Genomic DNA, 23,280 nt, shown 5'->3' with positions numbered 1-23,280 from the left:
AAAAACAAAAACCCCGGTCGGGTTGCCGACCGGGGTTTCATGAATCTGTCTGGTTGGCGACCCTGCTTGCTAGGGCGCCTGTGGGGTATCAGGCGCGCCTTTGGCTAAACCAATACCCATAGAAGAAATAGTCGGCAGCAGCGACCAGGACCTGCGCACGAGCGACTGCGGAGCCAATGGCACCGAGGCAGGCGAGGGACTGGATGGACAGGCTGGACGGCATGATGTTCTCCGTGGAAGTGCAGCCAAGGTACTGCATCGCGCAGCGCCGATCAATGACTTGAATCTATCGATCCGATGGACATTGGTCGCACCTCCTGCACCCGGTTCGCTACCATGCACGGACGAAATCCGCAGGAAATCCCCATGAGCGCCCTTCCCCATTTCCCACTGGCAGCCATCGTCGGCGCCGATGAGCTGAAGCTGGCCCTGTGCCTGGCGGCCATCGATCCGGCGATCGGCGGCGTGCTGATCGAAGGGCCGCGCGGCATGGCCAAGTCCACCCTGGCGCGCGGCGTCGCCGACCTGCTGGACGGCGGGCGCTTCGTCACCCTGCCACTGGGCGCCAGCGAGGAACGCATCGTCGGCACCCTCGACCTGGACGCGGCGCTGGGCGAAGGCCGCGCGCAGTTCTCCCCCGGCGTGCTGGCCCATGCCCACGGCGGCGTGCTTTATGTGGATGAAGTGAACCTGCTGCCCGACCACCTCGTCGACCTGCTGCTCGACGTGGCCGCCAGCGGGGTCAACCTGATCGAACGCGACGGCCTGTCCCACAGCCACCCGGCGCGCTTCGTGCTGATCGGCACCATGAACCCCGAGGAAGGCGAACTGCGTCCGCAACTGCTGGACCGCTTCGGTCTCAAGGTGCAACTGCAAGGTGCGCCGGCACCGACCGAGCGTGCCGAGATCGTCCGCCGCCGGCTGGCCTTCGATGCCGACCCGCAGGCGTTCCTCGCGCACTGGCAGGCCGCACGGCAGGCCCTGCAACAACGCTGCGGCGACGCGCGCCAGCAACTGGCCGCGATCCCCCTGGACGATGCCGCGCTGGAGACCATCGCCGAGCGCTGCCACGCCGCCGGTGTCGACGGCCTGCGTGCCGACCTCGTCTGGCTGCGCGCGGCCCGTGCCCATGCCGCCTGGCGCGGCGCCAGCGTCATCGAGGCGCAGGACATCGATGCCGTGGAACACTTCGCCCTCGCCCATCGCCGTCGCCATGCACCGCAGCAACAGAGTGCCCAGCCGCAAGCGGTGCAGCCACCCAGCCAGTCACCGCAACACTCCGGCACCACCAACGGCGAGGGCCAGTGGGGCGAGCTGCCTGCCCGGAGCATCGCGATGGGCGCACCCCGGCAACTGACGGGCTGGCCAAAAAAGCCCTGAGCATCCGCCCGCGCCCGGCCCCAGGCGCGGATGCCAACCCCCGACCCGGCCAGCTCGCCGGCGGCCGCAGCGGCGCCCGCCAACAGGGCGCGCACGACCGCATCGACTGGCCCGCCACCCTGCGCAACGGCCGCCCACGACGCCGCGCGGACCTGCTGCTGTGTGCCCGCGGCCGCACGCCCGCCGAACTCTGGCTGGTGATCGTCGACGCCTCCGCCAGCACCCGCCGCCACGGCGCCCTCGCCCAGGCCAAGGGCTTGCTCGCCGACACCTTCGAGCAGGCCTACCGGCAACGCGCCCGCCTCGCCGTGCTGCACGCCACGGGCGCACAACCGCGCTGGTTGTGGCAAGGCCAGAAGGCTTCGAACCAATTGCAGGACTGGCTGGCGCAACTCGGCGCCGGCGGCGGCACTCCGCTGATCGAAGCCCTGCATCAGGCCCGCGACTGGCTGGAACAGCGCCGGCGGCAGAAGCCCGCTGAGTACCAGCGGCTACTGGTGCTGACCGATGGCCGTCTGCGCGACTGGCCGCCGCTACAGCCGCTGAACTGCCCGACGGTGCTGGTGGATATCGAGGCTGGCGCGGTGCGGATGGGGCGGGCGCAGCGCCTGTCCGCCGAGCTGGGAGCGGATTATCGGCACATCGATGATCTTCCCGAGAGTCCTCCGCTACCCTCGTGAGCTGGCCTATTTCCACACAGAGACCGACATGACAACAGTTGCGATCCTCTACCGTGAAGCCGCCACCGATGAAATATCTGCGCTGCTGCAGGAATGCCAGCTGGTCGCGCTACCGGCCGTAATGCGTACCGAAGGCCGACGCCTGGCCACGACACTGCGCGGCGAACGCGACGCACAGGAATGTGGCATCCTGCTGCTGGAAATTCCGCTGCGGACACGCGAGTACGGTGAAGATTTCGTGGCCGTACTCTTCCACACTCACCGATACGAGTACCGAAGCCCGGGGCGGCTGCAAGCCGTCATGCAAAAAGCACTGGACGCCTGGGAGCATGCAGGGCGACCGGATGAGTTCTTCATCGACGCCTAAGGCTCCCCATTGCGCCCATGCAGCCGGAACCCCGGCCGCTCGCTCAGCCGTTCGTAGTAGGCCGCCACGGCAGGCAGATCGGGCCGCCGCATGGGCGTCAGGTACCAGCGGTTCACCGACAGGCCGAGCACGATGTCGGCAAGGCTGAAGCCGGTGCCGATGACGAAGGCACCGGTGCGCTGCAGTTGCCGGTCCAGCAGGGACATGCAGTGGTTCCACTGCGCCTCGCTCAGGGCGATGGCGGATTCGTCGGTATGGCTGGGGCTGTTGCGCACCCGCGCCATGAATGCATAGCGCCAGGCGCTGTTCAGCTCGGTGGCCTGCCAGCCCATCCACTGCTCCACCCATGCGCGCTGGCGGGGCGCGGTGGGCAGCAGGTCGTGGCGCGGATACTGGTTGGCCAGGTAGCTGCAGATGGCGTTGGACTCCCAGAGTACGAAGTCGCCATCGACGATCACCGGCACCATTGCATTGGGATTGAGCGCCAGGAACTCCGCCTCGGCGGTGGAGCGAAAGCCGCTGCCCCAGTCTTCCCGCTCGTAGGCCAGGCCCAGCTCGGCGCAGGTCCAGAGCACCTTGCGCACGTTGATCGATGACGCGCGACCGAGGATTCGCAACATGCTGTCACTCCCTGTGAAAACCGGAACCCAGCATAGAGGCCAACGGGGTGGTGGAGAAGCGCCGTATCGCCACGACATCGGAGGTGACCCCTGCAGGAGCGAGTTTGCTCGCGAATCACCACGAAGCTGTGAACCACCACACCGTCAATCGGCTGCGAGGAGCTCCAGCGCCTGCCAGAGCGAGTCGAGACTGTCGAACTCCCGCTCCACCGCCGGCAGTGTCGGCCGCGCCAGGATCAGCACCGGCACACCGCGCTCGCGGGCGACCTGCAGTTTCGGTTCGGTGGCCTGGCTGCCACTGTTCTTGCTGACCAGCACGTCGGTGCCCAGGCGGGTGAACAACTCGCGCTCGCCATCGAGGCTGAAGGGGCCGCGCGCACCCAGCACTTCGGCGCGCTCATTGCCGGACAGGCTTTGCAGGCAGCGCACGGTCCAGTACTGGTGCGCGGGAGTCTCGTCGAGATGTTCCAGCGGCTCGCGCCCCATCGTGAACAGCGGGCGATGGAAAGGCTCCAGCGCGGCGATCAACGCCGGCCAATCGGCCACTTCGCGCCAGTCGTCCTCCGCTCCCGCCTGCCAGCCGGGACGACGCAGCGCCCAGCATGGCACGCCTGCCAGTTGCGCGGCGCGGGCGGCGTTGGCGCTGATCTGCGCGGCGTAGGGATGGGTGGCATCGAGCAGTAGCTCGAAACCCTGCTCACGGATGAACGCAGCCAGTCCCTCCGCGCCGCCGTAGCCGCCGACGCGCACTTCGCAGGCGAGGTCGTCCGGCACCTTGCCGAGGCCGGCCAGGCTGTACAGGTGCCGCGGGCCGAGACGCCGGGCGATGGCCAGCGCCTCGCCGGTGCCGCCCAGCAGCAGTACGCGCTTCATCGCACCTCCAGCGCTTCACCCACCAGATTGCCCTGGCGGTCGATGGCGAAGACTTCCAGCACCACCTCGACGGGCACGATGCGCCGGGCGAATGCCAGCGCGCGGGCGCAAACCGCATCGCCAAGGGCGATCCCCTCCGCGCGGCACAGCGCCAGCGCCTGCTGGCTGGTGTTGGCCGCGCGCATGCGTTGTTGCAGCTCCGCCGACGCACCGATCTCCGCAGCCCACTCGGCCAGTTGCGGCAGGTCGATGCTGGAGTGACGGCTGTGCAGGTCCATGTGGCCGGCGGCGAGCTTGCTGATCTTGCCGAAGCCGCCGCAGACGCTGAAGCGCTCCACCGGCACCTTGCGCAGGTGCTTGAGCGCGGCGCCGGCGAAGTCGCCCATCTCGATCAGCGCGGTGTCGTCGAAGCCGTAGCGGCGGCGCATGGCATCCTCGCTGGCGTTGCCGGTGCAGGCGGCGAGGTGGCGGAAGCCGTTGGCGCGGGCGACGTCGATACCCTGCTGGATCGAGGCGATGTACGCCGAGCAGGAGAACGGCCGGACGATGCCGGTGGTGCCGAGGATCGACAGGCCGCCAAGAATGCCCAGGCGCGGGTTCATGGTCTTGAGCGCCAGCTCGGCGCCGCCCTCGATATTGATCGTGACGTCGAAGCCGCCGGCATAGCCGCACTCGGCCGCCAGCACGGCAAGGTTGTCACGCATCATCTGCCGCGGTACCGGGTTGATCGCCGGCTCACCCACCGCCAGCACCAGCCCCGGCTTGGTGACGGTGCCAACGCCCTCTCCCGCGTGGAAACGCACACCGGGCTCAGCGCTCAGGGCGACGCGGACGAAGACCAGCGCACCGTGGGTCACGTCCGGATCGTCGCCGGCATCCTTCAGCGTGCCGGCTTCGGCGCCGTCGACGGTAAGCCGGCAGAACTCCAGGCGCAGGGTCGCGCTGCGCTCCTTCGGCAGCACGATCTGCGCCGCATCGCTGGCCACGCCGGTCAGCAGCAGGCGCGCCGCCGCCAGGCTGGTGGCGGTGGCGCAACTGCCGGTGGTGTAGCCACTGCGCAGCGGGCGAGGTTCTTCGGGCGTCTCTTCACGCATGGGCGTCACGCATCGTCAGTCGGCCAGGGGCTTGTGCACTTCCAGCAGGGTGATCGGCAACGCCGCGCGCCAGGTATCGAAGCCACCCAGCGGCTGGGCCTGGGCCACGGAAAGACGGGTCAACTCGCCGCCAATGCGCTCGCGCCAGCTCACCAGCAGCGCCTCGCTCTGCAGCGTGACGGCATTGGCCACCAGGCGGCCACCGGGCTTGAGCTGATCCCAGCAGCGCTCGAAGACACCAGGCACGGTCACGCCGCCGCCGATGAAGATCGCCTCGGGACGCTCCAGCCCCTGCAACGCGTCCGGCGCGGCACCGCAGACCAGTTGCAGCGCCGGCACGCCAAGGGCATCGCGGTTGAAGCGGATATGTTCCTGGCGCCCGTCGTTGGCTTCGATGGCCAGCGTGCGGCAACTCGGGTGCGCGCGCATCCACTCGATGCCGATGGAGCCACAGCCGGCGCCGACGTCCCAGAGCAACTCGCCCGGCGTTGGCGCCAGCCGCGCCAGGGTCACCGCGCGCACATCGCGCTTGGTCAGTTGGCCATCATGGCGGTAGGCCTCGTCCGGCAAGCCGATGGTCAGGGGCAGACGAACCGCGTCTGAGCCGGCTACGCATTGCACCGCGACGATATTCAGCGCAGCGGTCTCGCTCGGTGACCAGTCGCTGGCCAGCCCATCCATGCGCCGCTCCGACTCGCCCCCCAGGTGCTCCAGCACGCAGATGCGGCTAGGGCCGAAGCCGCGCTCGCGCAGCAGCGCGGCGATGGCGGCCGGACTCTCGCCGTCGTTGCTGAGGACCAGCAGTTTCGCGCCATGATGCAGCTGCGCGTTGAGCGCCGCCAGCGGACGTGCCAGCAGCGACAACAGCGTGCAGTCCTGCAACGCCCACCCCAACCGCGCGGCGGCCAGAGCGGCGGACGATGGTGCGGAAATGACCTGCATTTCCTCGGGCGGAATCTGACGGGAAAGGCTCGCGCCGACGCCGAACAGCATCGGGTCGCCACTGGCCAGCACACAGGTCGGCTCACCGCGCCGACGCAGTACCGGCTCCAGGCTGAACGGGCTCGGCCAGGCCTGACGGCTGGCGCGCAGGCAGTGCGGCAACAGCGCCAACTGGCGCGGCGCGCCGATCACCTCGCTGGCTGCGAGCAGCGCACGGCGTGCCGCCTTGCCGAGGCCGGCGTAACCGTCCTCGCCGATGCCGACGATGGTCAGCCAGGGCGTCATGGGGATTCCTCTGAAGGGATGCGATGATCGATCCGACGGGCAGGCTTGTTCCGCCCTCGGGCAAAGCAGGCATAATACCCGCATCGTCGGTGCTCGTAGGACGCTTCGCTGTTTGAAGGCGATGCATCCGAGAGCCGAAGAGGGAACACGGAAAAACCGTGGCTGCCCCCGCAACTGTAAGCAGCGAGTCCGCGCACTTCGACCACAGCGTCTGTTGTCGTCGATCTGGCCACTGGGCAACCGGGAAGGCCGTGCCGGATGAGGACCTGCCAGCCAGGAGACCTGCCGACGAAACCAGTCGCGCGTGCAGACATCGAGCGGGGTGTATCGGTGTCGTGAAGTCCCCTGTGGGGATTCGCAGGTCACCGCGACCCAGCCCTGGTGACCTCAGTGCAAGACTCCTCAGCTCTGCCCGTCCGTCCGCATGCCTGCCCTGGCCTGCTGCGCATCGTGGCCTCCCGCGATGGCGGCATCTGCCGCATCAAGCTGCCCTGTGGACAACTCGACGCCCAAGCCGCGCGCGCCATCGCCCTGGCTGCCGAACGCCATGCCGACGGCGTGCTGGAAGCGACCAACCGCGCCAACCTGCAGATTCGTGGCGTACATGCCGGTGCCGAGAATGCGCTGAGCCGTGATCTGCTGGCCGCGGGCCTCGGCCCGCGCGAGCTGGCGGCGGACGATGTGCGCAACCTGCTGGTCAGTCCGGCGCTCGGCCTGGATGCGGGCACGGCATTCGACGCCCAGCCGCTGGCGCGTCAGTTGCTCGATCTGCTGGAGCGCACCCCACGCTTCCACGGCCTCTCGCCCAAGTTCGGCGTGCAACTGGATGCCGGCGAGTCGCTGGCGATGCTGGAGCACCCCAACGATATCTGGCTGTCGGCGATGTCTGAGGATGCCGCGCCGCTGTTCGCCTTCGGCCTGGCCGGCTGTCCGCCGCAGCGCAAGACTGATCGTCCCGCCCTCGCCGCGGTGTCCGCCGAGCAGCTACCGCTGCTGGTGGAAACCCTGCTGCACCTGTTCCTCGATCTCGCCGGCGACGGCCAGACGCGCATGCGCCACCTGCGCGAGAAGCTCCGCGACGAAGCGCTGCTGGAGCGCCTGCAGCAACGCCTGCCGTTCCTCCTGCGACTCGGTCCACTTGTGGATAACTGGCGGCGTCCTGCGCCCCAGGCTTTCGGTTACCTGGGGATTCGTCCGCAGCGTCAGCCGGAACGCACCCTGGTCGGTGCGGGATTCGTCCTCGGTCGTCTCGACAGCTCGATACTGTTCGGCCTCGCCGATCTGACAGAGCGTTTCAGCGGCGGACAGCTGCGTCTGACGCCCTGGCAAAGCCTGATACTCCCCGACGTGGCCCCGGCCGATGCTCCCGTCGCACTCGGCGCACTGGCCAATCTCGGCCTGCTGATCGACGCCGCCCAGCCGCTGTCGCGCCTCATCGCCTGTAGCGGCGCCAGCGGTTGCGCGCGCGGGCTGGCCGACACCAAGGCCGATGCCCTGCGCCTGGCCGAACGCCTGCGCCACGCACCGCCGGCCGGCGTGCACCTGTGTGGCTGCCCGCGCTCCTGCGCCGCCGCCCACGTCGCCTCCTACACCCTGCTGGCCGTCGCCGACGACCGCTATGACCTGTTCCGTCGCGCCGATGGCGTGGCCGGCTTCGGCCAGCCGCTGGCGCGCAACCTTTCCCTCAAGGCTGCCGGCGACCTGCTGGCCGCACCCGGAGCCCCCACCGATGCTTGATTACATTCGCGACGGCCAGGCGATCTACCGCCAGTCCTTCGCCACCATCCGCGCCGAAGCCGAGCTCTCCGCCATCCCCGCCGACCTCGAGAAACTCGCCGTGCGGGTGATCCACGCCTGCGGCATGGTCGACGTCGTGCAGGACCTGCGCTTCTCCGCAGGCGCCGGTGCCATCGGCCGAGCGGCGCTGGCCGCTGGCGCGCCGATCCTCTGCGATGCGCGAATGGTCGCCGAGGGCATCACCCGCGCGCGCCTGCCGGCGCACAACGAGGTGATCTGCACCCTCAACGATCCGGACGTCCCGGCGCTCGCCCGCGAGCTGGGCAACACCCGTTCGGCCGCGGCGCTGGAGCACTGGCGCGAGCACCTGGAAGGCAGCGTGGTGGTGATAGGCAACGCGCCGACCGCGCTCTTCTACCTGCTGGAAATGCTCGATGCCGGCGCACCGAAACCGGCGCTGATCCTCGGCTTCCCGGTGGGCTTCGTCGGCGCCATGGAATCCAAGGACGCCCTCGCCGCCGACAGCCGTGGCGTGCCCTACGTGATCGTCCGCGGCCGCCGTGGCGGCAGCGCGATGGCGGCCGCCGCGGTGAACGCCCTGGCCACGGAGGTGGAGTGATGACCGGCCGCCTCATCGGCCTGGGCGTCGGCCCGGGCGACCCGGAACTGCTGACCCTCAAGGCCCTGCGCCTGCTGCGCGCGTCCCCGGTGATCGGCTACTTCGTAGCCAAGGCCAAGCACCACGCCGGCCAGGGCGGCAACGCCTTCGCCATCATCGAGCAGCACCTGCTCGATGAGCAGCAGCGACTGCCGCTGGTCTATCCGGTGACCACCGAGAAGCTGGAGCCGCCGCTGACCTACGAAGGCGTGATCAGCGACTTCTACGACACCGCCGCCGCGCAGGTGGCCGCACACCTGGATGCCAACCGCGACGTGGCGGTGATCTGCGAGGGCGATCCGTTCTTCTACGGTTCCTACATGTACCTGCATGACCGCCTTTCGCAGCGGTATGCCACCGAAGTCGTACCCGGCGTCTGCTCCATGCTCGGCAGCGCGGCGGTACTCGGCGTGCCGCTGGTGTACCGCAACCAGAGCCTGGCGGTGCTGTCCGGCGTCTTGCCGGAAGACGAACTCAAGCGCCGCCTGGCCGACGCCGATGCGGCGGTGGTGATGAAGCTCGGGCGCAACTTCGACAAGGTCCGGCGCGTGCTGCGCGAGCTGGGCCGTGACGGCGGCGCCCACTACGTCGAGCGCGCAACCATGCGCGAGCAGCGCATCGTCGCGCTGGACGAGGTGGACCCGATGGCCTCGCCGTACTTCTCGATGATCGTCATCCCCGGCCAGCGGTGGAACGGCTGATGCGCATCGCCATTGTCATTCTCGGCCAAGGTGCGCTGGCCACGGCCCGACGCCTGCAGGGCATTTATCCACAGGCGCGCGTACTGGGCCTGAAGGACCGCGTCGAAGGCGCCGACGAGTCCTACGCGAACTTCGGCGAAACCCTGCGCCAGCTCTACCGTGACGACACCCCGATCATCGCCCTGTGCGCCGCCGGCATCGTCATCCGCACCCTCGCCCCGCTGCTGGCTGAAAAGGGCGCGGAGCCGCCGGTGCTGGCCGTCGCCGAAGACGGCAGCGCCGTGGTGCCGCTGCTCGGCGGGCTCGGCGGAGTCAACCGCATGGCCCGCGAGATGGCCGCCGCGCTGGACATAGCGCCGGCCATCACCACCAGCGGCGAACTGCGTTTCGGTGCCTGCCTGCTCGACCCGCCACCGGGCTACGCGCTGGCGGACATCGAACAGGGCAAGCGCTTCGTCTCCGACCTGCTGGGCGGCGACACCCTGCGCATCGAAGGCGACGCGCTGTGGCTGGACGAGCTGGACCTGCCGCTGGCCGACGACGCCGCGCATACCCTGCGCATCGACTCCCGCGCCGAAGGCATCGCGCACAACGAGCTGCGCATCCATCCGCGCATCGTCCTCGCCCATGTCACGCTGGTGGACTCGCAGTTGCCCGAACGCATCCGCCAGGGCCTGGCGCAGGCCGGGCTGGCCGAGGTATCGCTGGCTGCATTGGTCGCGCCGCGCTGCCGCATGGCCGACCCGGCGCTGGCCGAGGCCGCCCGCGAGCTGGGCGTGCCGCTGCGGTTCATCCACAGCGACGACGAACTGCCGCCGGCCATGCTGCATGGCGACTCCTTCCACCTGCACCGCACTGCCACGCCAGGCGAAGCCGAAGGCATCGGCCAGCCGCGCGGGCGACTCAGCGTGATCGGTCTCGGCCCCGGCGCCAGCGACTTCATGATCCCCGCCGTGCGCCATGCGCTGGACGAGGCCCAGGACCTGCTCGGCTACGAGACCTATGTGAATATGGCCGAGCCCCTGCGCGACGATCAGGTGCGCCACTGCACCGACAATCGCGAGGAGATGCAGCGCGCCCGCCACGCCTTCGAACTGGCCGCCAGCGGCCGGCGGGTGGTGGTGATTTCCTCCGGCGATCCCGGTGTCTTCGCTATGGGCGCCGCGGTGATGGAGGCGCTGCACGGGAGCGATGATCCCGACTGGCACGGCGTGGAACTGGAGGTGTTGCCGGGCGTGTCCGCTGCGCTGGCCGCCGCCGCCAAGGCCGGCGCACCGCTAGGGCATGATTTCTGCCTGATCTCCCTGTCGGACAACCTCAAGCCCTGGGAGACCATCGAGAAGCGCCTCGATCACGCCGGCGCCGCCGACCTGGTCATGGCCTTCTACAACCCGATCTCCAGGGCTCGCCCCTGGCAACTGGGGCGCGCCCTGGAGATCGTCCGCCGCCACCGCACACCGGAAACCCTGGTGGTGCTCGGCCGCGACATCGGCCGTCCGGCGGAGGCGCTGCGCGTCGTCCCCCTTGGCGAGCTGGTTCCGGAGATGGTGGACATGCGTACCCTGGTGATCGTCGGCTCGTCCCTGACCCGGCGCTTCCCACGCGCCGGTGGCGGCGACTGGGTGTACACGCCTCGCTGGTATCGCTGAGCGCCCTGGATAGCCTCTGCGCCCCGGGCGGAGGCCCAAGGCTGAACGCCTCGCTCCACGCCCCTGCTGCCAGGGGCAGGGGACCACCAGGCTCCTCGTAATTTCATCTTACAATTCCCCCCCGTGTTACCCCCCCTTCGGGTGAGTCCCGCCGCAGCGTCGCCCCCCTATCCTCGTCGCTCCTGTCCGCTTTCGCACACAACAAGAACAATCTGGCCACACCAGCAGGAGCCACCATGAGTCAAACGTTCGAGACGATCGCGCCGCCCACGACATACTCCCCGGAGTCGACCCGCGCGCTTTACCGCAAGGTGATCTGGCGCCTGCTGCCGTTCCTGGTCATTGCCTACGCAATCAACGCCATCGACCGCCTCAACATCTCCTTCGCCAAGCTGCGCATGGCCGAAGACATCGCCCTGAGCGAGGCCGCCTACGGCATCGGCGCGGGCATCTTCTACCTGGGCTACATCCTCTTCGAGGTTCCCAGCAACCTGTACATGCAGCGTGCCGGCGCCCGCGCCACGCTGACGCGGATCATGGTGCTGTGGGGCATGGTCACCGTCGCCACCGCCTTCGTCACCACCGCCAACCAGTTGATCGTCGCGCGGTTCTTCCTGGGGGTCGCCGAGGCCGGGTTCTTCCCTGGCGTCATTCTCTATCTCACCTATTGGTTCCCCACCGAACTGCGCGGCCGGATCACGGCAGTGTTCGTCATGTCGGCGATGGTCGCCGGGATCGTCAGCGGTCCCCTGGCCGGCTGGATCATGACCCACTTCCACGGCTGGATGGGCCTGCGCGACTGGCAGGTGCTGTTCGCCCTCGAAGGCATCCCCGCCGCGCTGCTGGGCGTGTTCGGCTGGTACTGGCTGGCGGACCGCCCGCGCGACGCGAAATGGCTGAACGAGGAGGAGAAATCCCGCCTGGAGGCCGCACTGGCCACCGAACCCGCGAAGGCCGGCGACCACGGCCGCTTCCTCGATGTGCTGCGCGACCCTCGGGTGTACATCGCCGGCCTGGTGTTCTTCTGCGTCTACAGCGGCTCGAACACGGTGTCGTACTGGATGCCGACGCTGATCCGCGGCTTCGGCGTGGAAGACCTCAAGTCCATCGGGCTGCTCGCCAGCCTGCCGTACGCGCTGGGCATCGTCGGCATGTACCTGCTCGGCCGTAGCTCGGACAAGCACCAGGAACGCCGCTGGCACGTCGGCGCCACGATGCTGGTGAGCGCCGCATGCTTCTTCCTACTCGGCTTCGCCCAGGGGAACCTGATGCTCTCGGTGGCGCTGATGACCCTGGGGGCGGCGACGGCGATGTCCGCCCTTTCACTGTTCTGGACCATTCCCCCCGCCCTGCTCAGCCCGGCGCGGGCGGCGGGCGGCATCGCCGTGATCAGCAGTATCGGCGGCGTGGCCGGCGTGATCAGCCAAATCGTGGTCGGCGCGATCAAGACCGCTACCGGCAACCTGTACCTGGCCTTCGACGTGATCGGCGTGGTCCTGATAATCGGTGCGTTGATCCTGCTGATCGGCATTCCGACGCAGCAACTGCGCAAACGTCCGCACTGACCCACGCCACAGCAAAAGGCCCCGTATCGACGGGGCCTTTTCGTAACGAGCCTTCTAGAACTCGGCGCCGCGCCGGTAGCGCTCCTCCAGCTCCAGCGCGGCGCGGTACGCCCGGGCCTCCCGCTCACTGTGGAAGATGCCGACCAGCAGGCCCTCCTGATGCACATCCCAGCAACGCCCGCCGTGGGCGCGGAATTCGCGGGATTTATGGTCGTCGTCACGCTCGGTCACGGTAATGCTCATGTCTTTTCTTCTCCGGTCTTGCCGTACATCAAGGCAGTTCCAGAATCATTTAATTAGCCAGCTAATTAAATAGCCGCTTCCGAGAAAGACCGTTACGAACATTCGCTCAAACGAGCGTCCCAGAAACGCAAAAGCGCAGCTCGAAGGCTGCGCTCTTGGGGACGAAACCGAACTGGTCAGAACGGTTCTGTATACCCAGGGACCGTAAACAGCACTAATAATCTTTAAAAATCAAAGCCCTGCAAAAACACAAAGTTCTCATGATAGAGAAAATGTAAATAAAACCCTGAGAAATGGACGACCTGTTTACATTTCTCTTGCCTCAGCCTCCCCTCCTGTAGAGCAGGAAAACTCCTCCAAAGCGAGCTGGTCTACGATAAAGCCGACGCCGTACTGGTAATTGGAGACTAATGCGTGGATCCCAAGCACCTCTTTCTAGATGAACGCTTGAAAGGCAGATGCGCCTACTGCGGTGGGCCGCCCGAAACCGTCGACCATGTCCCCTCTCGCGTTCTCTTGGACAATCCACTTCCAGAAAACCTTCCAGTCGTTGAAGCCTGCCAAAAGTGCAACGGCGGCTTCTCGTTAAACGAGGAATACCTAGCATGCCTGCTGGAATGCACCATGTCCGGAACGACTGAGATCAGCCAGCTATCGCGAGAGAAGATCAAACAAGCGCTAGCCAGAAATCCGCGACTGAAAAACCAGTTGGAACAGTGCCGGAGAACAGATGACTCTGGTCACATCTGGTGGCAGCCCGACGAAGCACGAGTCAGAAACGTGATCATGAAATTGGCGCAGGGGCATGCGGTATACGAGCTAGGAGAATACTGGAACGACGAGCCTGACCTTTACTCGATTCGCGCCATCCCAACGATGACTACTGAAGAGATACAGGATTTCGAAAACCTAGAAGACTACGTCCACCCCCTATGGCCTGAATTAGGATGCCGCGCGTTCCTACGTGCATCGGGGAAAACCATACCTCCAATTCAAATCGGGGCATGGCTGATCGTACAGCCCGGACGCTACAGATACTTGGTTGACTGGCAAGATGGAGTCGATATCCGCATTGTGATTGGCGAGTATCTAGCCTGCAAGGTCGTGTGGTGCTGAAGGAGCATGTGTTGATTATTCGAACGTCGAGCCGAATGAAAGCCGATTAGGTCTAAACAAAATGGATCGCTTGAGCATCGAGCGGCGCAGTTGGCTAATGAGTCGTGTCAAAGGGAAAAATACGGCTCCGGAACTTTTCGTCCGGCGCTTGATTTTTGGAATGGGGTATCGCTATCGACTGCATCTCAAGTACCTACCCGGGCGGCCCGACCTAGCCTTTTTGAGAAGAAAGAAGGTGGTCTTTGTGAACGGGTGCTTCTGGCATGGGCATACTAATTGCCGATACGGACGGCTTCCCAAAACGCGCCTCGAATATTGGCAGGACAAAATCAAAAGAAATAAAGAAAGAGATGCAGAAAACATACATTCCCTTGAAGCAGACGGCTGGCAGGTATTAACAGTCTGGCAGTGCGAACTAAGCAATATAGAAAATTTGAGAGAAAAACTGCGCGACTTTTTGGAAATGGGCCAATGATATTAGGCCCACCCGACATGTCACTATAAGGCTAGCTGGATCTCAGCTCTCCAAAAATGTCTCCAACGCCTTCAGAGCATTGTTTCTTATCTGCTTAGCCTCAGAAAAATCCGTAAGCACCCCATCTTCGTGCACTATGCCATTCAAGCGCGAAAGATCCCTAATAAAATTATCTATTGAGGTCTTCGTCCCTCTCCTCAGGTCAGAACTGAATATTTCCGTATTCTTCACAACCCAGCTCAGCATATTTGATAGCGCAGGTGTAAAGTCCCTCTTTTGCTTTTGATTAAAAGGCCGCCCTTGAACAGCCTGCTCCTCGAAAACAGAATCCTTTACCTTCTGGTAATGCTTATGCCTTAACAAATAATCGCGAAGAGCTGCTTCGAACAGAACACGTAGCAATACCATAGCAGTATATGGGTGCTCTTTGATTGATATCTCTTTGGCCTCTTGAAGGAACGACGCAATTCGTGGAGAGCCAGTAACTGCGGATATATTGTAGATTAACATATCCATTTCTTTAGTATGAATCGCCGATCCCGAAGCATTCCTGCCTTCAGAATTACCAACACCACCAAGAGGGATCCCACCGCGAACGCCAGCGCCAGCGCCCCTACCTCGCGGCTTAGCTGGCTCAGACGCCAGCCCCTCAGGTTTCGACTGTCTTAAGCTTCTATTTCTGCTTCGATAATCATCCGCAAGTTCCTTAAGCGAGCTTAGAACCTCAATATGCGTTTGATTATTTGTATTTATTCCAGTCTTCTTCGTATCCCATGGCAATAAAGATGGATCCTCGCTAACATAATAGGCCCATCCAAGAAACCCATGATACTCATTGTGCCAAGCTGTAGTGGTCCAGCCAGTGGTTTTGGTTTTATCAGCGACCAGTATTATCCTATCGTTACATACAACATACCACCCATACTCCGGCGTCAACCCTTTGATCACCGGTTTAAACTTCTCATAATCGCTTTCAAACTTTGCAATACGATAGTTTTCATGAAGCCCAGCTTCCAGATAAACGGAGACGCCATTTTGAGATACAAAGTTCTTCGCTCTCTTCTCCAGAAAATCAGGGTTTCGTATTTTCGGGCCAAAACTCCCAACTTTCTTTTTGTTTACAGTGATTACAAGCCCTTTCCGACAAAATATCGCATACCGAATTCTTATTTGATCTCGCAAAGTTTCAAGCCACGTATCCGATCCTAGATCGGGCAGCACATCACCCTTAACACTATCGATCTCTAACTTGTAGTAGCTATTCTTACTAGTGGGGAGTCTTTTGGCCTGAATTGTTGACTTATTCTCTACTGCAGCTCGCACATCTTCTTCAGAGAAACCAAGAGAAAATGCGTGCCTCCCATTATCCGTCATCAGTTGCACAGAACTGCCAAGCTTAAATATCGCCCGATTCAGTCCAACGCCATAATGACCAATACCAAAGGCGTGCCTAGACCTCTTCCCAATGGTAAAAACTTTTTCAGAAAGAGTACTCTCATCTATTCCAGCACAGTTATCAGAGACAGCGACCTTTCGGGAGGAGATATCTAGTTCAATCTTGAATTTCTTATATGAGGCAGGCAATCCGAAGAAGTCCTTCTTGACCACCTTTGAGCCACTTAGAATTTTAGAGCGCGCTGCATCTATAGAGTTATCAATTAAATCATATATACACTCTATAGTGCTCACATCGGAAGTTAGACCTTGGATCAAATAGTCGGCATCTGAGTTAAAACTTACCTCAATGCTATCCTTGGTGGCCGCCATGTTTTCTCCTATGCAGCTGCTCTGCGCTCTAACTTTTCCGCAATTATGCTCATCAAGTGATGAGACATAAGGGGCGAAACACTATTCCCTATCATTCGGAAAGAGTGCCAAATTGTGGGGTGAAACAGGAACCAGTCCGGAAAACCCTGCAGCCTAGCCGCTTCTCTGACTGTTATTACTCGCGGCTCTGAGGGATGGATAGGCCTCATAGCTTGAAAGCTACCTTTGTCGCTCCCGGTACCGGCGCGAAGTGTAGGGCAATGCCCTCCCCAAGAAAGCCTAGGATATCGACTTACCAGTTCCATCTCGCCAGGGCGAGTTTCGCTAAATCGCTCAATTACCGGCTGCGTGTGCTTTGTATTTATTACACCAGATATCTCACCATGTACCAGACGCTCTAATGAAAGCTTCGACCCTAGTCCTTTTGGCGGCATCGCCCGCATTCTTAATGCGTACTCAGACAATGACGTCTTCTTATATCTCGCCCAACTAAAGAACTCCGACGACCTCAACCCATCTTCTTTAGGAGAGGGAATATCGCTTATCGCCTCTCTAACAGGGATCGGACGCTTCACAAGACTAGCAACTATTTCTTGCTCGGAAATCCGGTCCATGGAGGACGAGTCGACACCAATTATTACTACTCGCTTCCGAGAGGTCGCTGCCCCGCAATCAAGGGCATTGATCTTCAATGGACCGATAACATTGTAATTTCCTGGAATCAAATTGAGAGCAGCATCTAGAACGGGTTTATTCTTCTCATCCAGAAGCCCCTCTACATTCTCCATCAAGAAGAATCTTGGCTTTAACTCACGCACTTGTCTAAAATATTGACTAAGTAAGGCATTTCTTGGGTCGTCAGTTTTTCGAAGACCTATGCGGCTAAACCCTTGGCAAGGAGGGCCACCAATGATTCCGTCAATTTTTTTCCCGTTAAGGATACTTTTCCACATACTTGGCGTTACTAGCGCCAAATCAGTGTTGATGGTTTGTGTAAGGGGAAAGTTTAGGCTATAGGCGGACTGGAGATCCTTATCGACGTCCACTGCTGCTAGCGAATGGAATCCCGCCAATTCAGCACCCAGCCCAAGCCCGCCACAACCAGAAAACAAGTCGATCACAAGAGGTTTTGAGGTTTCCACGGCACGCCCCTACATGAAAATTGAGGGAGAGTGCCACGAAATAAGGTCTTTGTCGATCGCTGGGTTGTCAAATCCCTTTCTGCACGCGTCCATATCCCAAAGCCCGCACCTGAATAGCGACAGATTAAGCCGGCTTTCTGCCATCATCAAGGGTACAGATCACTGCAGCCCTTAAACAGTCAGGTAGCTGCTAGGCCTCATCGAACTGCTAGAGTACAGCCATATGCCGCCAGGCCATTGCTTGATGAGTAGGGGGCTATGCGGCAGTTTGGTTGGTTGTACCCCTAGCGCTGATCCAGGCTCTGACAATACTGGGCCCTGCATTTTCACTGCACCTCAAGCCCCTACGGTCTGGCCGTCCCGCTGGAGGCGGCGGTAGACGTATCCAGCAGTCGGTGTGCGTGGATCGTTATGGAGCGTGATGAAGAACTCTCACAGTGACACTGAGCTTTCGAAAGGGATTGGAACGTGATGAACAACTCTCAGACTATGCGTTTGCGCTGATAGGAGGTCTGACCATGACTACCACCGAGCGCTTGGCGCGCTTTGAAGCTGCGCAAGAGGTCCTTGGATTCCTAATGGCTGTTCGCGCTGAATGGATTTACATCGAAAGCAAAAAGGCTCAGCCGGAGGCTAGCAAAATCGCCCAGTGGGTGGCCGAGCAAGATGCTTTCTTCGAGATAGAGGATGGGTTGCGCTTTGATGATCAGGACGGCATCGAGCAGGTGATCACGACGTATGGACCAGTAGCGCGGAGAATTTTCGAGGCGCGGTAGCGGTTTTACATTATGGTCCATGAGGATGTAGGCGAGTGCCTCTGCTTTACTACGGCATTCATCACTTTGCTTCCAAGGCGGGCTTTCTTGTCGGCCGCCGATCAACTTGAGGGAGTGGCCTGTTCAGGAACGCTTCGTCCAGGCCACGCGTGTGGGCGTTATAAGCCCAACGCACGAACTGCTCCAGAAGGCGATCATTTTCTTGTTGCAAGCGACTATTCTCTGCTTCAAGCCGAAAGATTCGCGCAGCCGGAACCCGGACTAGATCATTGGGATCGCGTGGCGTCTTACTCGGACTAGTGAGCCGCTTCTTCGCAGCCTCAAATGCCAGGCGGATACGCTCATGCCGGTGCAGAGCCTGCCTGGTGTACCTGCTTTGTAGCCTTACTTGGACCTGCTCAATTAGCGCCTGCCACGACAGATTGCCATTCCATCCGTCCAGGATCTCCGCAATGCGTTTGATCGCCTCGTCGTCCAGATTTTTTGCGCGCCTCCTAGACATCCTCGATCTCTCCGGCGGCTTTTTGCGTGTACAAACTCAGTCGAGTTTCTATTGCGAAGGAACCGCTTTTCCGGCCCAGATGAACGCAGGCGCCATCAGGGACAGTGGGATCGTTCATGATGGCGCATAACTCCGTCAGTCGCTCAACCGTTCCACGATGGTGATCGAGCCAACGGTCGCTTCCGGCGCCCCCCTCAGATCGCGCCTGCTCTGCGTGATCGAGAAGGTGCCTGGCTTCCGAAAGCCGTGTTTGTAAGCTTTCCGTTTTCATGAGGTCACCCTTTACGCAAACCATGTCCTGGCAGTTCAAGCAATCACGATGGAGTTCGCACGGCGACATCGTGTAGTCATGTACGCAGAAGCCGATGTCAGTAGTGTGTGCGGTTGGGAAGCGCAACTGGCCAAACTCATCTCGTGAGACTGGAAGGTTGACAGGGATCTCGGCCAATGGCCCGAACATTTGGCTCGAATCACCGACCGCGCTTCGCAACTTCTCGAGCATTTGCGTTGGCGTGACATGGTCGTAGACGACGTTCTGCCGTACATCCTTCCGGCCGGACCACTTGGCGATGTCGAGTTGGCTCATTCCGCCCGCTTGCGCCAACGTATTCAGGTAGTGGCGGAAGCGGTGCGTGTTAACACGGATCTCGGAGCCGTCAGCCTCTCGAAACCCAAATTTGCTGAAGATCGACTGGAGCCCGTGGCCTACTCGTGAGCCGAGTCCATCGTTGATTCTGGTGCTCGATACACCTTCGATCAAACAGTGGTATGTGGCCCGCTGCTGGCCAAGCTCGTTCCGACGGACTACGAACAAGGCTTCGCTGTACCTTAACCCTGTGAGCGGATCGAGGACCGGAAAGTCATGTGGAAGGAGACGTAACACGGCACGCTCAACCGCCTCGAAGTGGACTCGATCAGTCGCATCGATGGGTAATTTGGCATTTCGGCACCATGCGCGACCGTCACCAACGCCGATCATGTTCGCCACGTCGTCCAGCGAAAGTGATTCCCGCCTTCGCAAGTACTCTAGTTCGGGCCTTAGATAAATCGAGTCAGGATACTTTTCATACCATCGCGCCACCTCGCGTGCCGGCTCGGTTACGGCGCGAATCTTGCTGATCGCCTCCCGCATGACGCTCGACATACTTGGAACGACCCATTTCACCATTGGATCGGCGCCCTTCCCAGGCCACCAACGCAGACCGTAGGAAGTAGTTTTTCCATCCTCGGTGAAGCTATCCACCTCGCAATCCACGGGAAGAGTCAGAACTTCCGCAATCCGGTCTGGTGCGCCGCACATGATTGCGGCTGTGCACGCGACAATGACGTCCGCAGGCTCGACCGCGTCCCGGAAGATTTTGGGCAATGCGTCGAGTGCAGATTGAGACGGAAGCTTCCGACGGCGCCTCTCATCAGCCTCCTCCCCAACACGCTCAGAATCGATCGGACGAAGAAGAAAATTCATCCAGCCGAGACGCGAGCGAACCATTCGATGCCCGTCGAGGAAGACCGCGAGCAACTCAAGTTGCTGACCGATCCGATACGCCGTGCCCTCTTTGTACTTTGCGCCCACGAGTTGCGCTGCGCGATTGAAGGTTGATGCGTTGAGGTCCGCCACAGATGACGTCCCCATTTCCTTCGCACTCGCTGCGATGGCCCGTAATGCAATTAGCCGCATCCCGATTGCCTTGGACGGCCGAAGCCCGAACATATACCGGAAGTACGCCTTGCAAAATGACTTGAAAGGCTCAGCCATCGGTTCGTCATTGCGGCTAAGCTGCATAAACCTTGCTCGCTGTCGACCTTTTCCGCGCGCACGTAGTGCAAGAGCCTTCGTGACATCCCACGCATCGCTCTCAAAATCGAGATCTTCGCCAAAAATAGTGAGCTGACTTCGGCATAGCAGGATGAAGGCGACGACGTTCGCCTCAGCGTCAATCTCTAGCTTTGGCTTGAAGACGATTAGGTCAGCCATTCGTCACGCTCTCGTCCGCTTGCCGTTCGGCACATAGCCTGACGACCTCCGCAACAGCCAGGATCGTCCGATCATTTATGGAAGCGATCCGAACATCGGACTGACCAACGAAGCGCTCGCGCTCGTTCAGGAGGTATTGAAGGACAGCCTCATGCGGACCATCTCGCCACGGCTGGAAGCTCCGGCAGGTGTAGCAGGCGACCGGCGCCAAGAGGTCGCAGAACCCATGTCGGCCACAGCTTCCCATCGGTCTCATCGTAGGGTCTATATAGGGATCACATATGCGACTGGTCGGATCGTCTTTACGCGAGGCCTGCGATTCGTCTTCTATCAGCACACCCGCGAATGCCTGAGCAAGCGGTGCAAGGTGCATTGCGACAGCGCGATCTATTCGTTCGATTATCTGCGGAACCGCTTGCGTATATACGCCGACGTTTTGCGTATCACTGTGATCCAGCAATTCCGCGATCACCAACTCTCCATGACCTTCAATGGCGGCACGCGTACCTAGGGTGCGGCGAAACCGAAGCGGCGCGATATGAATACGTGCGCCCGTCCTTTCTGATATGACGTTCAACTTGCGCAACGTTCGGCCGAGGGTTTTGGCGAGTGAGTCTGACGTTCTGTGGAGACGGAAAGCCGGCGGCGCCTGCTTCCGTACATTAGTGGTCGGGAACATCGGAACATCACCAGCGTCGGGAAATTGGTCGCCGAAACGATCCTGCAGGCGCCTACAATGTCGATAGAGCCGCTCACCGACCCGCGGGATCAGAAGGCGATCACGAAAGGCTTCGCGAGAAGACTGATTCTGCTGTTTAGCGCGCGGGATCCGAAGGAGATAGGCGCACATCCCATCCGCCGACTTGATCAGTTGTAGGTCGCGGACCTTCAGTGCAGCATATTGAACCGCCCGTTGCCCCAAGAGCATGAATAATTGGGCCAGAAGGTAGTCACCTTCCGAAACCGAGCCACTCTCGAGTGCAGCCTCGAGTGCAGAGGCAATCGCCTGCGATTCGATATCGGTCAACGGTCCTAATTTAGCGTCCAGAGTGAGTACAGCTTCGCCCTTTAGGTTACCTGCGACTCGACTTGATTTGATAAGCGACGCTGCGTCATCAGCTATGCCCTCGTACCCGAGAGCACGCCATTTCAGAATCAATCCGCCGAGTGTGCCAAAGTACCAAGCACGCGATTTTGGAAGTAAGGCACGGTAACTTAGCAACATGGCACTTTCGATCTGCCGCACGGGATATTCTTGAGCGTTGAGAAAGTGCTCAAGTCGCTCGAACAAGTTCACTAGGTGCGGTGCGGACTTGTTTTCCGCGTACCATCTGAGTACGGCCTTCGCGCACTGACGGAGAGACAACTCGGCACGAAGCGCTGAAAAATCCAGGCGCACGATCACGCTGTTGTCACGATACGACCAAACATCGGCTTCGGGATCGAAGATGCTTCCATCACGACTCCGCGCCATTGCGCGGCCCGAAAGCGCCAAGGCGTTGTTCATCGCACTTCCCTCCGCGCATACTTTCTTGGAGATCGAGTGATACTTGCTTTGCCTTTTCACGCACATGGCGGCGTGTATAGACGACTGCCGTACCGGACGTCTCTGACCAGCCCATCAAATACGAGCGCGCTTTGCGCTCGGTATCTTCCGAGACCTTGTTGTGGTCCATTTCCTCGGAAAACCGATCATTCCAAGTATGTCTCAGGGTGTGGGGCGTGAGGTCATCGGGCAAATCGGGGATCTTTGATCGCAACACCGTGAAAACTTTGGCGAAGGCCGGCATTGACAAGGGCGCGCCCGATGCCGCCACGAATAGAAATTCGTGCTTGCGGGCTTGCGGCCGAGACGACCTGAGTTCGACGATGTAGTTGCGAGTGGCGTCGAGCAATACCTGGGACAGCGGCAATTCGCGAGCACGGGTCTTCACGACTGGCTGACTCCTTCGTGGGTCGTCCAGAGCATCTGGTCGCCGGAAAACATGCACCACGCATCTCCTGAAGTCGATGTCGGACACCCGAAGGCTAAGTAGCTCGCCGCGCCTCAACCCTAGATAGTAGAGCCAATCGACGATGAGTGCGTTTCGGCATCGAGCAAAGTCATCAACCCAAGGATTCTGAGGTGCATCTGGGCGGGTAACTTCAAGCAAGCGAGAGCGAATCTCCGGCGGGACTCCCTCGCGCTCTTGAGAAGCACCTCCGCTCGGCATCCTCGCATCTAAGGCATGGCGGAATGCATCTACTGCGGCACGCAGTTCCCCGCGACTCTGAGGCGTCGCCGCCTGTTGGGCCAGGTGGATCTCCGCCATCCACCCAACGTAGTCCCGGATGCACTGCAGGCGAGTTGCAGTAACAGCTGGATTCACCGCATCTTCAACCGAGCCAGACAACCGACTCCTGAAACGCTCTAGCCGCATATTCTGCGCTCTCCGCGATGCCGCTGCCGGCGCAACTTCGGCCACGGCAGAAAGCGCCTCTAACGGCCGCCTACATGCCTGAGCGAGTGCCTCAACCTCGTACAGCTTCAGCACCAATCCATCCGAGAGCCGTTTCCGAAGATCGATCCCTTCCGATTCGAGGAAAGTAACGAAGAGCTGAAGCGCCCGCAGAGCATTGGCGATGGTGTTCGCCGCCAGGTTCTTCATTCTCAACTCAGTCACCACAAACAGAGTGGACTCGAAATGGGGGCCCCCATCCGGACCGAGCAGCAGTGGAAGCCTTTCTCCGCCA

At 61.5% G+C, this 23,280-nt stretch carries 21 protein-coding genes and 1 riboswitch; of the genes, 11 read left to right on the top strand and 10 right to left on the bottom strand.

Features of this window, described 5'->3' with window-relative positions; translation table 11 throughout:
• Positions 1 to 366: 366 nt before the first annotated feature.
• Genes H681_RS03080 through H681_RS03070 form a run of 3 tightly spaced genes read left to right on the top strand, consistent with a single transcriptional unit; the run spans position 367 to position 2,427 of the window.
• The gene (locus H681_RS03080) at positions 367 to 1,380 is read left to right on the top strand and encodes an ATP-binding protein (protein ID WP_015475367.1); all 1,014 of its coding nucleotides are present in this window, start codon (positions 367 to 369) and stop codon (positions 1,378 to 1,380) included.
• Positions 1,362 to 2,060 (top strand): VWA domain-containing protein, encoded by a 699-nt coding sequence (locus H681_RS03075; protein ID WP_167650139.1) that lies wholly within the window; start codon positions 1,362 to 1,364, stop codon positions 2,058 to 2,060. Before H681_RS03080 ends, H681_RS03075 begins: the two co-directional genes overlap by 19 nt.
• A gap of 28 nt (positions 2,061 to 2,088) precedes the next feature.
• Complete coding sequence (locus H681_RS03070) at positions 2,089 to 2,427, top strand: hypothetical protein (RefSeq protein ID WP_041711698.1); 339 nt, start codon at positions 2,089 to 2,091, stop codon at positions 2,425 to 2,427.
• Here H681_RS03070 and H681_RS03065 read toward each other — a convergent pair.
• The 4 genes from H681_RS03065 to H681_RS03050 form a co-directional block, all read right to left on the bottom strand.
• Positions 2,424 to 3,047 (bottom strand): glutathione S-transferase family protein, encoded by a 624-nt coding sequence (locus tag H681_RS03065; protein ID WP_015475364.1) that lies wholly within the window; start codon positions 3,045 to 3,047, stop codon positions 2,424 to 2,426. The genes H681_RS03070 and H681_RS03065 overlap by 4 nt on opposite strands.
• A gap of 144 nt (positions 3,048 to 3,191) precedes the next feature.
• Positions 3,192 to 3,920, bottom strand: coding sequence for a cobalt-precorrin-6A reductase (locus H681_RS03060; protein WP_015475363.1), 729 nt, complete (start codon positions 3,918 to 3,920; stop codon positions 3,192 to 3,194).
• On the bottom strand, positions 3,917 to 5,014 hold the full coding sequence (locus H681_RS03055; protein ID WP_015475362.1) for a cobalt-precorrin-5B (C(1))-methyltransferase: 1,098 nt from the start codon (positions 5,012 to 5,014) through the stop codon (positions 3,917 to 3,919). Before H681_RS03055 ends, H681_RS03060 begins: the two co-directional genes overlap by 4 nt.
• 15 nt (positions 5,015 to 5,029) lie before the next feature.
• Positions 5,030 to 6,241 (bottom strand): bifunctional cobalt-precorrin-7 (C(5))-methyltransferase/cobalt-precorrin-6B (C(15))-methyltransferase, encoded by a 1,212-nt coding sequence (locus H681_RS03050; RefSeq protein ID WP_015475361.1) that lies wholly within the window; start codon positions 6,239 to 6,241, stop codon positions 5,030 to 5,032.
• A 70-nt stretch (positions 6,242 to 6,311) separates the two neighbouring features.
• Positions 6,312 to 6,545: riboswitch (cobalamin riboswitch) on the top strand.
• Positions 6,546 to 6,622: 77 nt separating this feature from the next.
• Here H681_RS03050 and cobG point away from each other — a divergent pair.
• The 5 genes from cobG (at position 6,623) to H681_RS03025 (ending at position 12,551) form a co-directional block, all read left to right on the top strand.
• Complete coding sequence (gene cobG / locus H681_RS03045) at positions 6,623 to 7,978, top strand: precorrin-3B synthase (protein WP_442961249.1); 1,356 nt, start codon at positions 6,623 to 6,625, stop codon at positions 7,976 to 7,978.
• Positions 7,971 to 8,597, top strand: coding sequence for a precorrin-8X methylmutase (locus tag H681_RS03040; RefSeq protein ID WP_015475359.1), 627 nt, complete (start codon positions 7,971 to 7,973; stop codon positions 8,595 to 8,597). The genes cobG and H681_RS03040 overlap by 8 nt, the downstream gene beginning before the upstream one ends.
• A complete protein-coding gene (locus H681_RS03035) occupies positions 8,597 to 9,337 on the top strand; it encodes a precorrin-2 C(20)-methyltransferase (protein ID WP_015475358.1) in 741 nt (246 codons plus the stop codon). The genes H681_RS03040 and H681_RS03035 overlap by 1 nt, the downstream gene beginning before the upstream one ends.
• Positions 9,337 to 10,986: a precorrin-3B C(17)-methyltransferase gene (cobJ, locus tag H681_RS03030; protein ID WP_015475357.1), complete on the top strand. Its 1,650-nt coding sequence runs from the start codon at positions 9,337 to 9,339 to the stop codon at positions 10,984 to 10,986. The genes H681_RS03035 and cobJ overlap by 1 nt, the downstream gene beginning before the upstream one ends.
• A gap of 236 nt (positions 10,987 to 11,222) precedes the next feature.
• Positions 11,223 to 12,551, top strand: a complete 1,329-nt coding sequence (locus tag H681_RS03025) for an MFS transporter (RefSeq protein ID WP_015475356.1) — start codon at positions 11,223 to 11,225, stop codon at positions 12,549 to 12,551.
• A gap of 54 nt (positions 12,552 to 12,605) precedes the next feature.
• Here the strand turns inward: H681_RS03025 and H681_RS03020 are convergent, their stop codons facing one another.
• A complete protein-coding gene (locus H681_RS03020) occupies positions 12,606 to 12,794 on the bottom strand; it encodes a hypothetical protein (RefSeq protein ID WP_015475355.1) in 189 nt (62 codons plus the stop codon).
• Positions 12,795 to 13,208: 414 nt separating this feature from the next.
• Here H681_RS03020 and H681_RS03015 point away from each other — a divergent pair, with 414 nt between their 5' ends.
• Together H681_RS03015 and H681_RS25620 are read left to right on the top strand one after the other, a co-directional pair.
• Complete coding sequence (locus tag H681_RS03015; RefSeq protein WP_041711696.1) at positions 13,209 to 13,910, top strand: hypothetical protein; 702 nt, start codon at positions 13,209 to 13,211, stop codon at positions 13,908 to 13,910.
• Between the two features lie 61 nt (positions 13,911 to 13,971).
• Positions 13,972 to 14,385: a very short patch repair endonuclease gene (locus tag H681_RS25620; RefSeq protein ID WP_015475353.1), complete on the top strand. Its 414-nt coding sequence runs from the start codon at positions 13,972 to 13,974 to the stop codon at positions 14,383 to 14,385.
• A gap of 42 nt (positions 14,386 to 14,427) precedes the next feature.
• On the opposite strand, the gene H681_RS25615 is transcribed toward H681_RS25620, so the two are convergent.
• Positions 14,428 to 16,152 (bottom strand): ATP-binding protein, encoded by a 1,725-nt coding sequence (locus H681_RS25615; protein WP_080636194.1) that lies wholly within the window; start codon positions 16,150 to 16,152, stop codon positions 14,428 to 14,430.
• Between the two features lie 8 nt (positions 16,153 to 16,160).
• The gene (locus H681_RS25610) at positions 16,161 to 17,294 is read right to left on the bottom strand and encodes a DNA cytosine methyltransferase (RefSeq protein WP_015475351.1); all 1,134 of its coding nucleotides are present in this window, start codon (positions 17,292 to 17,294) and stop codon (positions 16,161 to 16,163) included.
• 518 nt (positions 17,295 to 17,812) lie between these two features.
• On the opposite strand from H681_RS25610, the gene H681_RS03000 reads away from it, so the two are divergent.
• Positions 17,813 to 18,070, top strand: a complete 258-nt coding sequence (locus H681_RS03000; protein ID WP_015475350.1) for a hypothetical protein — start codon at positions 17,813 to 17,815, stop codon at positions 18,068 to 18,070.
• A gap of 494 nt (positions 18,071 to 18,564) precedes the next feature.
• Here H681_RS03000 and H681_RS02990 read toward each other — a convergent pair whose 3' ends face one another.
• From H681_RS02990 to H681_RS02980, 3 genes are read right to left on the bottom strand one after another with little or no spacing between them, the layout of a single operon-like run.
• Positions 18,565 to 20,547: an integrase family protein gene (locus tag H681_RS02990; RefSeq protein WP_015475348.1), complete on the bottom strand. Its 1,983-nt coding sequence runs from the start codon at positions 20,545 to 20,547 to the stop codon at positions 18,565 to 18,567.
• A complete protein-coding gene (locus H681_RS02985; protein ID WP_015475347.1) occupies positions 20,540 to 22,054 on the bottom strand; it encodes a site-specific integrase in 1,515 nt (504 codons plus the stop codon). Before H681_RS02985 ends, H681_RS02990 begins: the two co-directional genes overlap by 8 nt.
• Positions 22,005 to 23,195: a tyrosine-type recombinase/integrase gene (locus H681_RS02980; protein WP_157883293.1), complete on the bottom strand. Its 1,191-nt coding sequence runs from the start codon at positions 23,193 to 23,195 to the stop codon at positions 22,005 to 22,007. The genes H681_RS02985 and H681_RS02980 overlap by 50 nt, the downstream gene beginning before the upstream one ends.
• Positions 23,196 to 23,280: the final 85 nt, after the last annotated feature.

The organism is Pseudomonas sp. ATCC 13867, from assembly GCF_000349845.1.
Lineage (GTDB): Bacteria > Pseudomonadota > Gammaproteobacteria > Pseudomonadales > Pseudomonadaceae > Pseudomonas.
The sequence above is the reverse complement of the archived record's forward strand: the minus strand, read 5'-3'. Positions and strand labels throughout refer to the sequence as shown.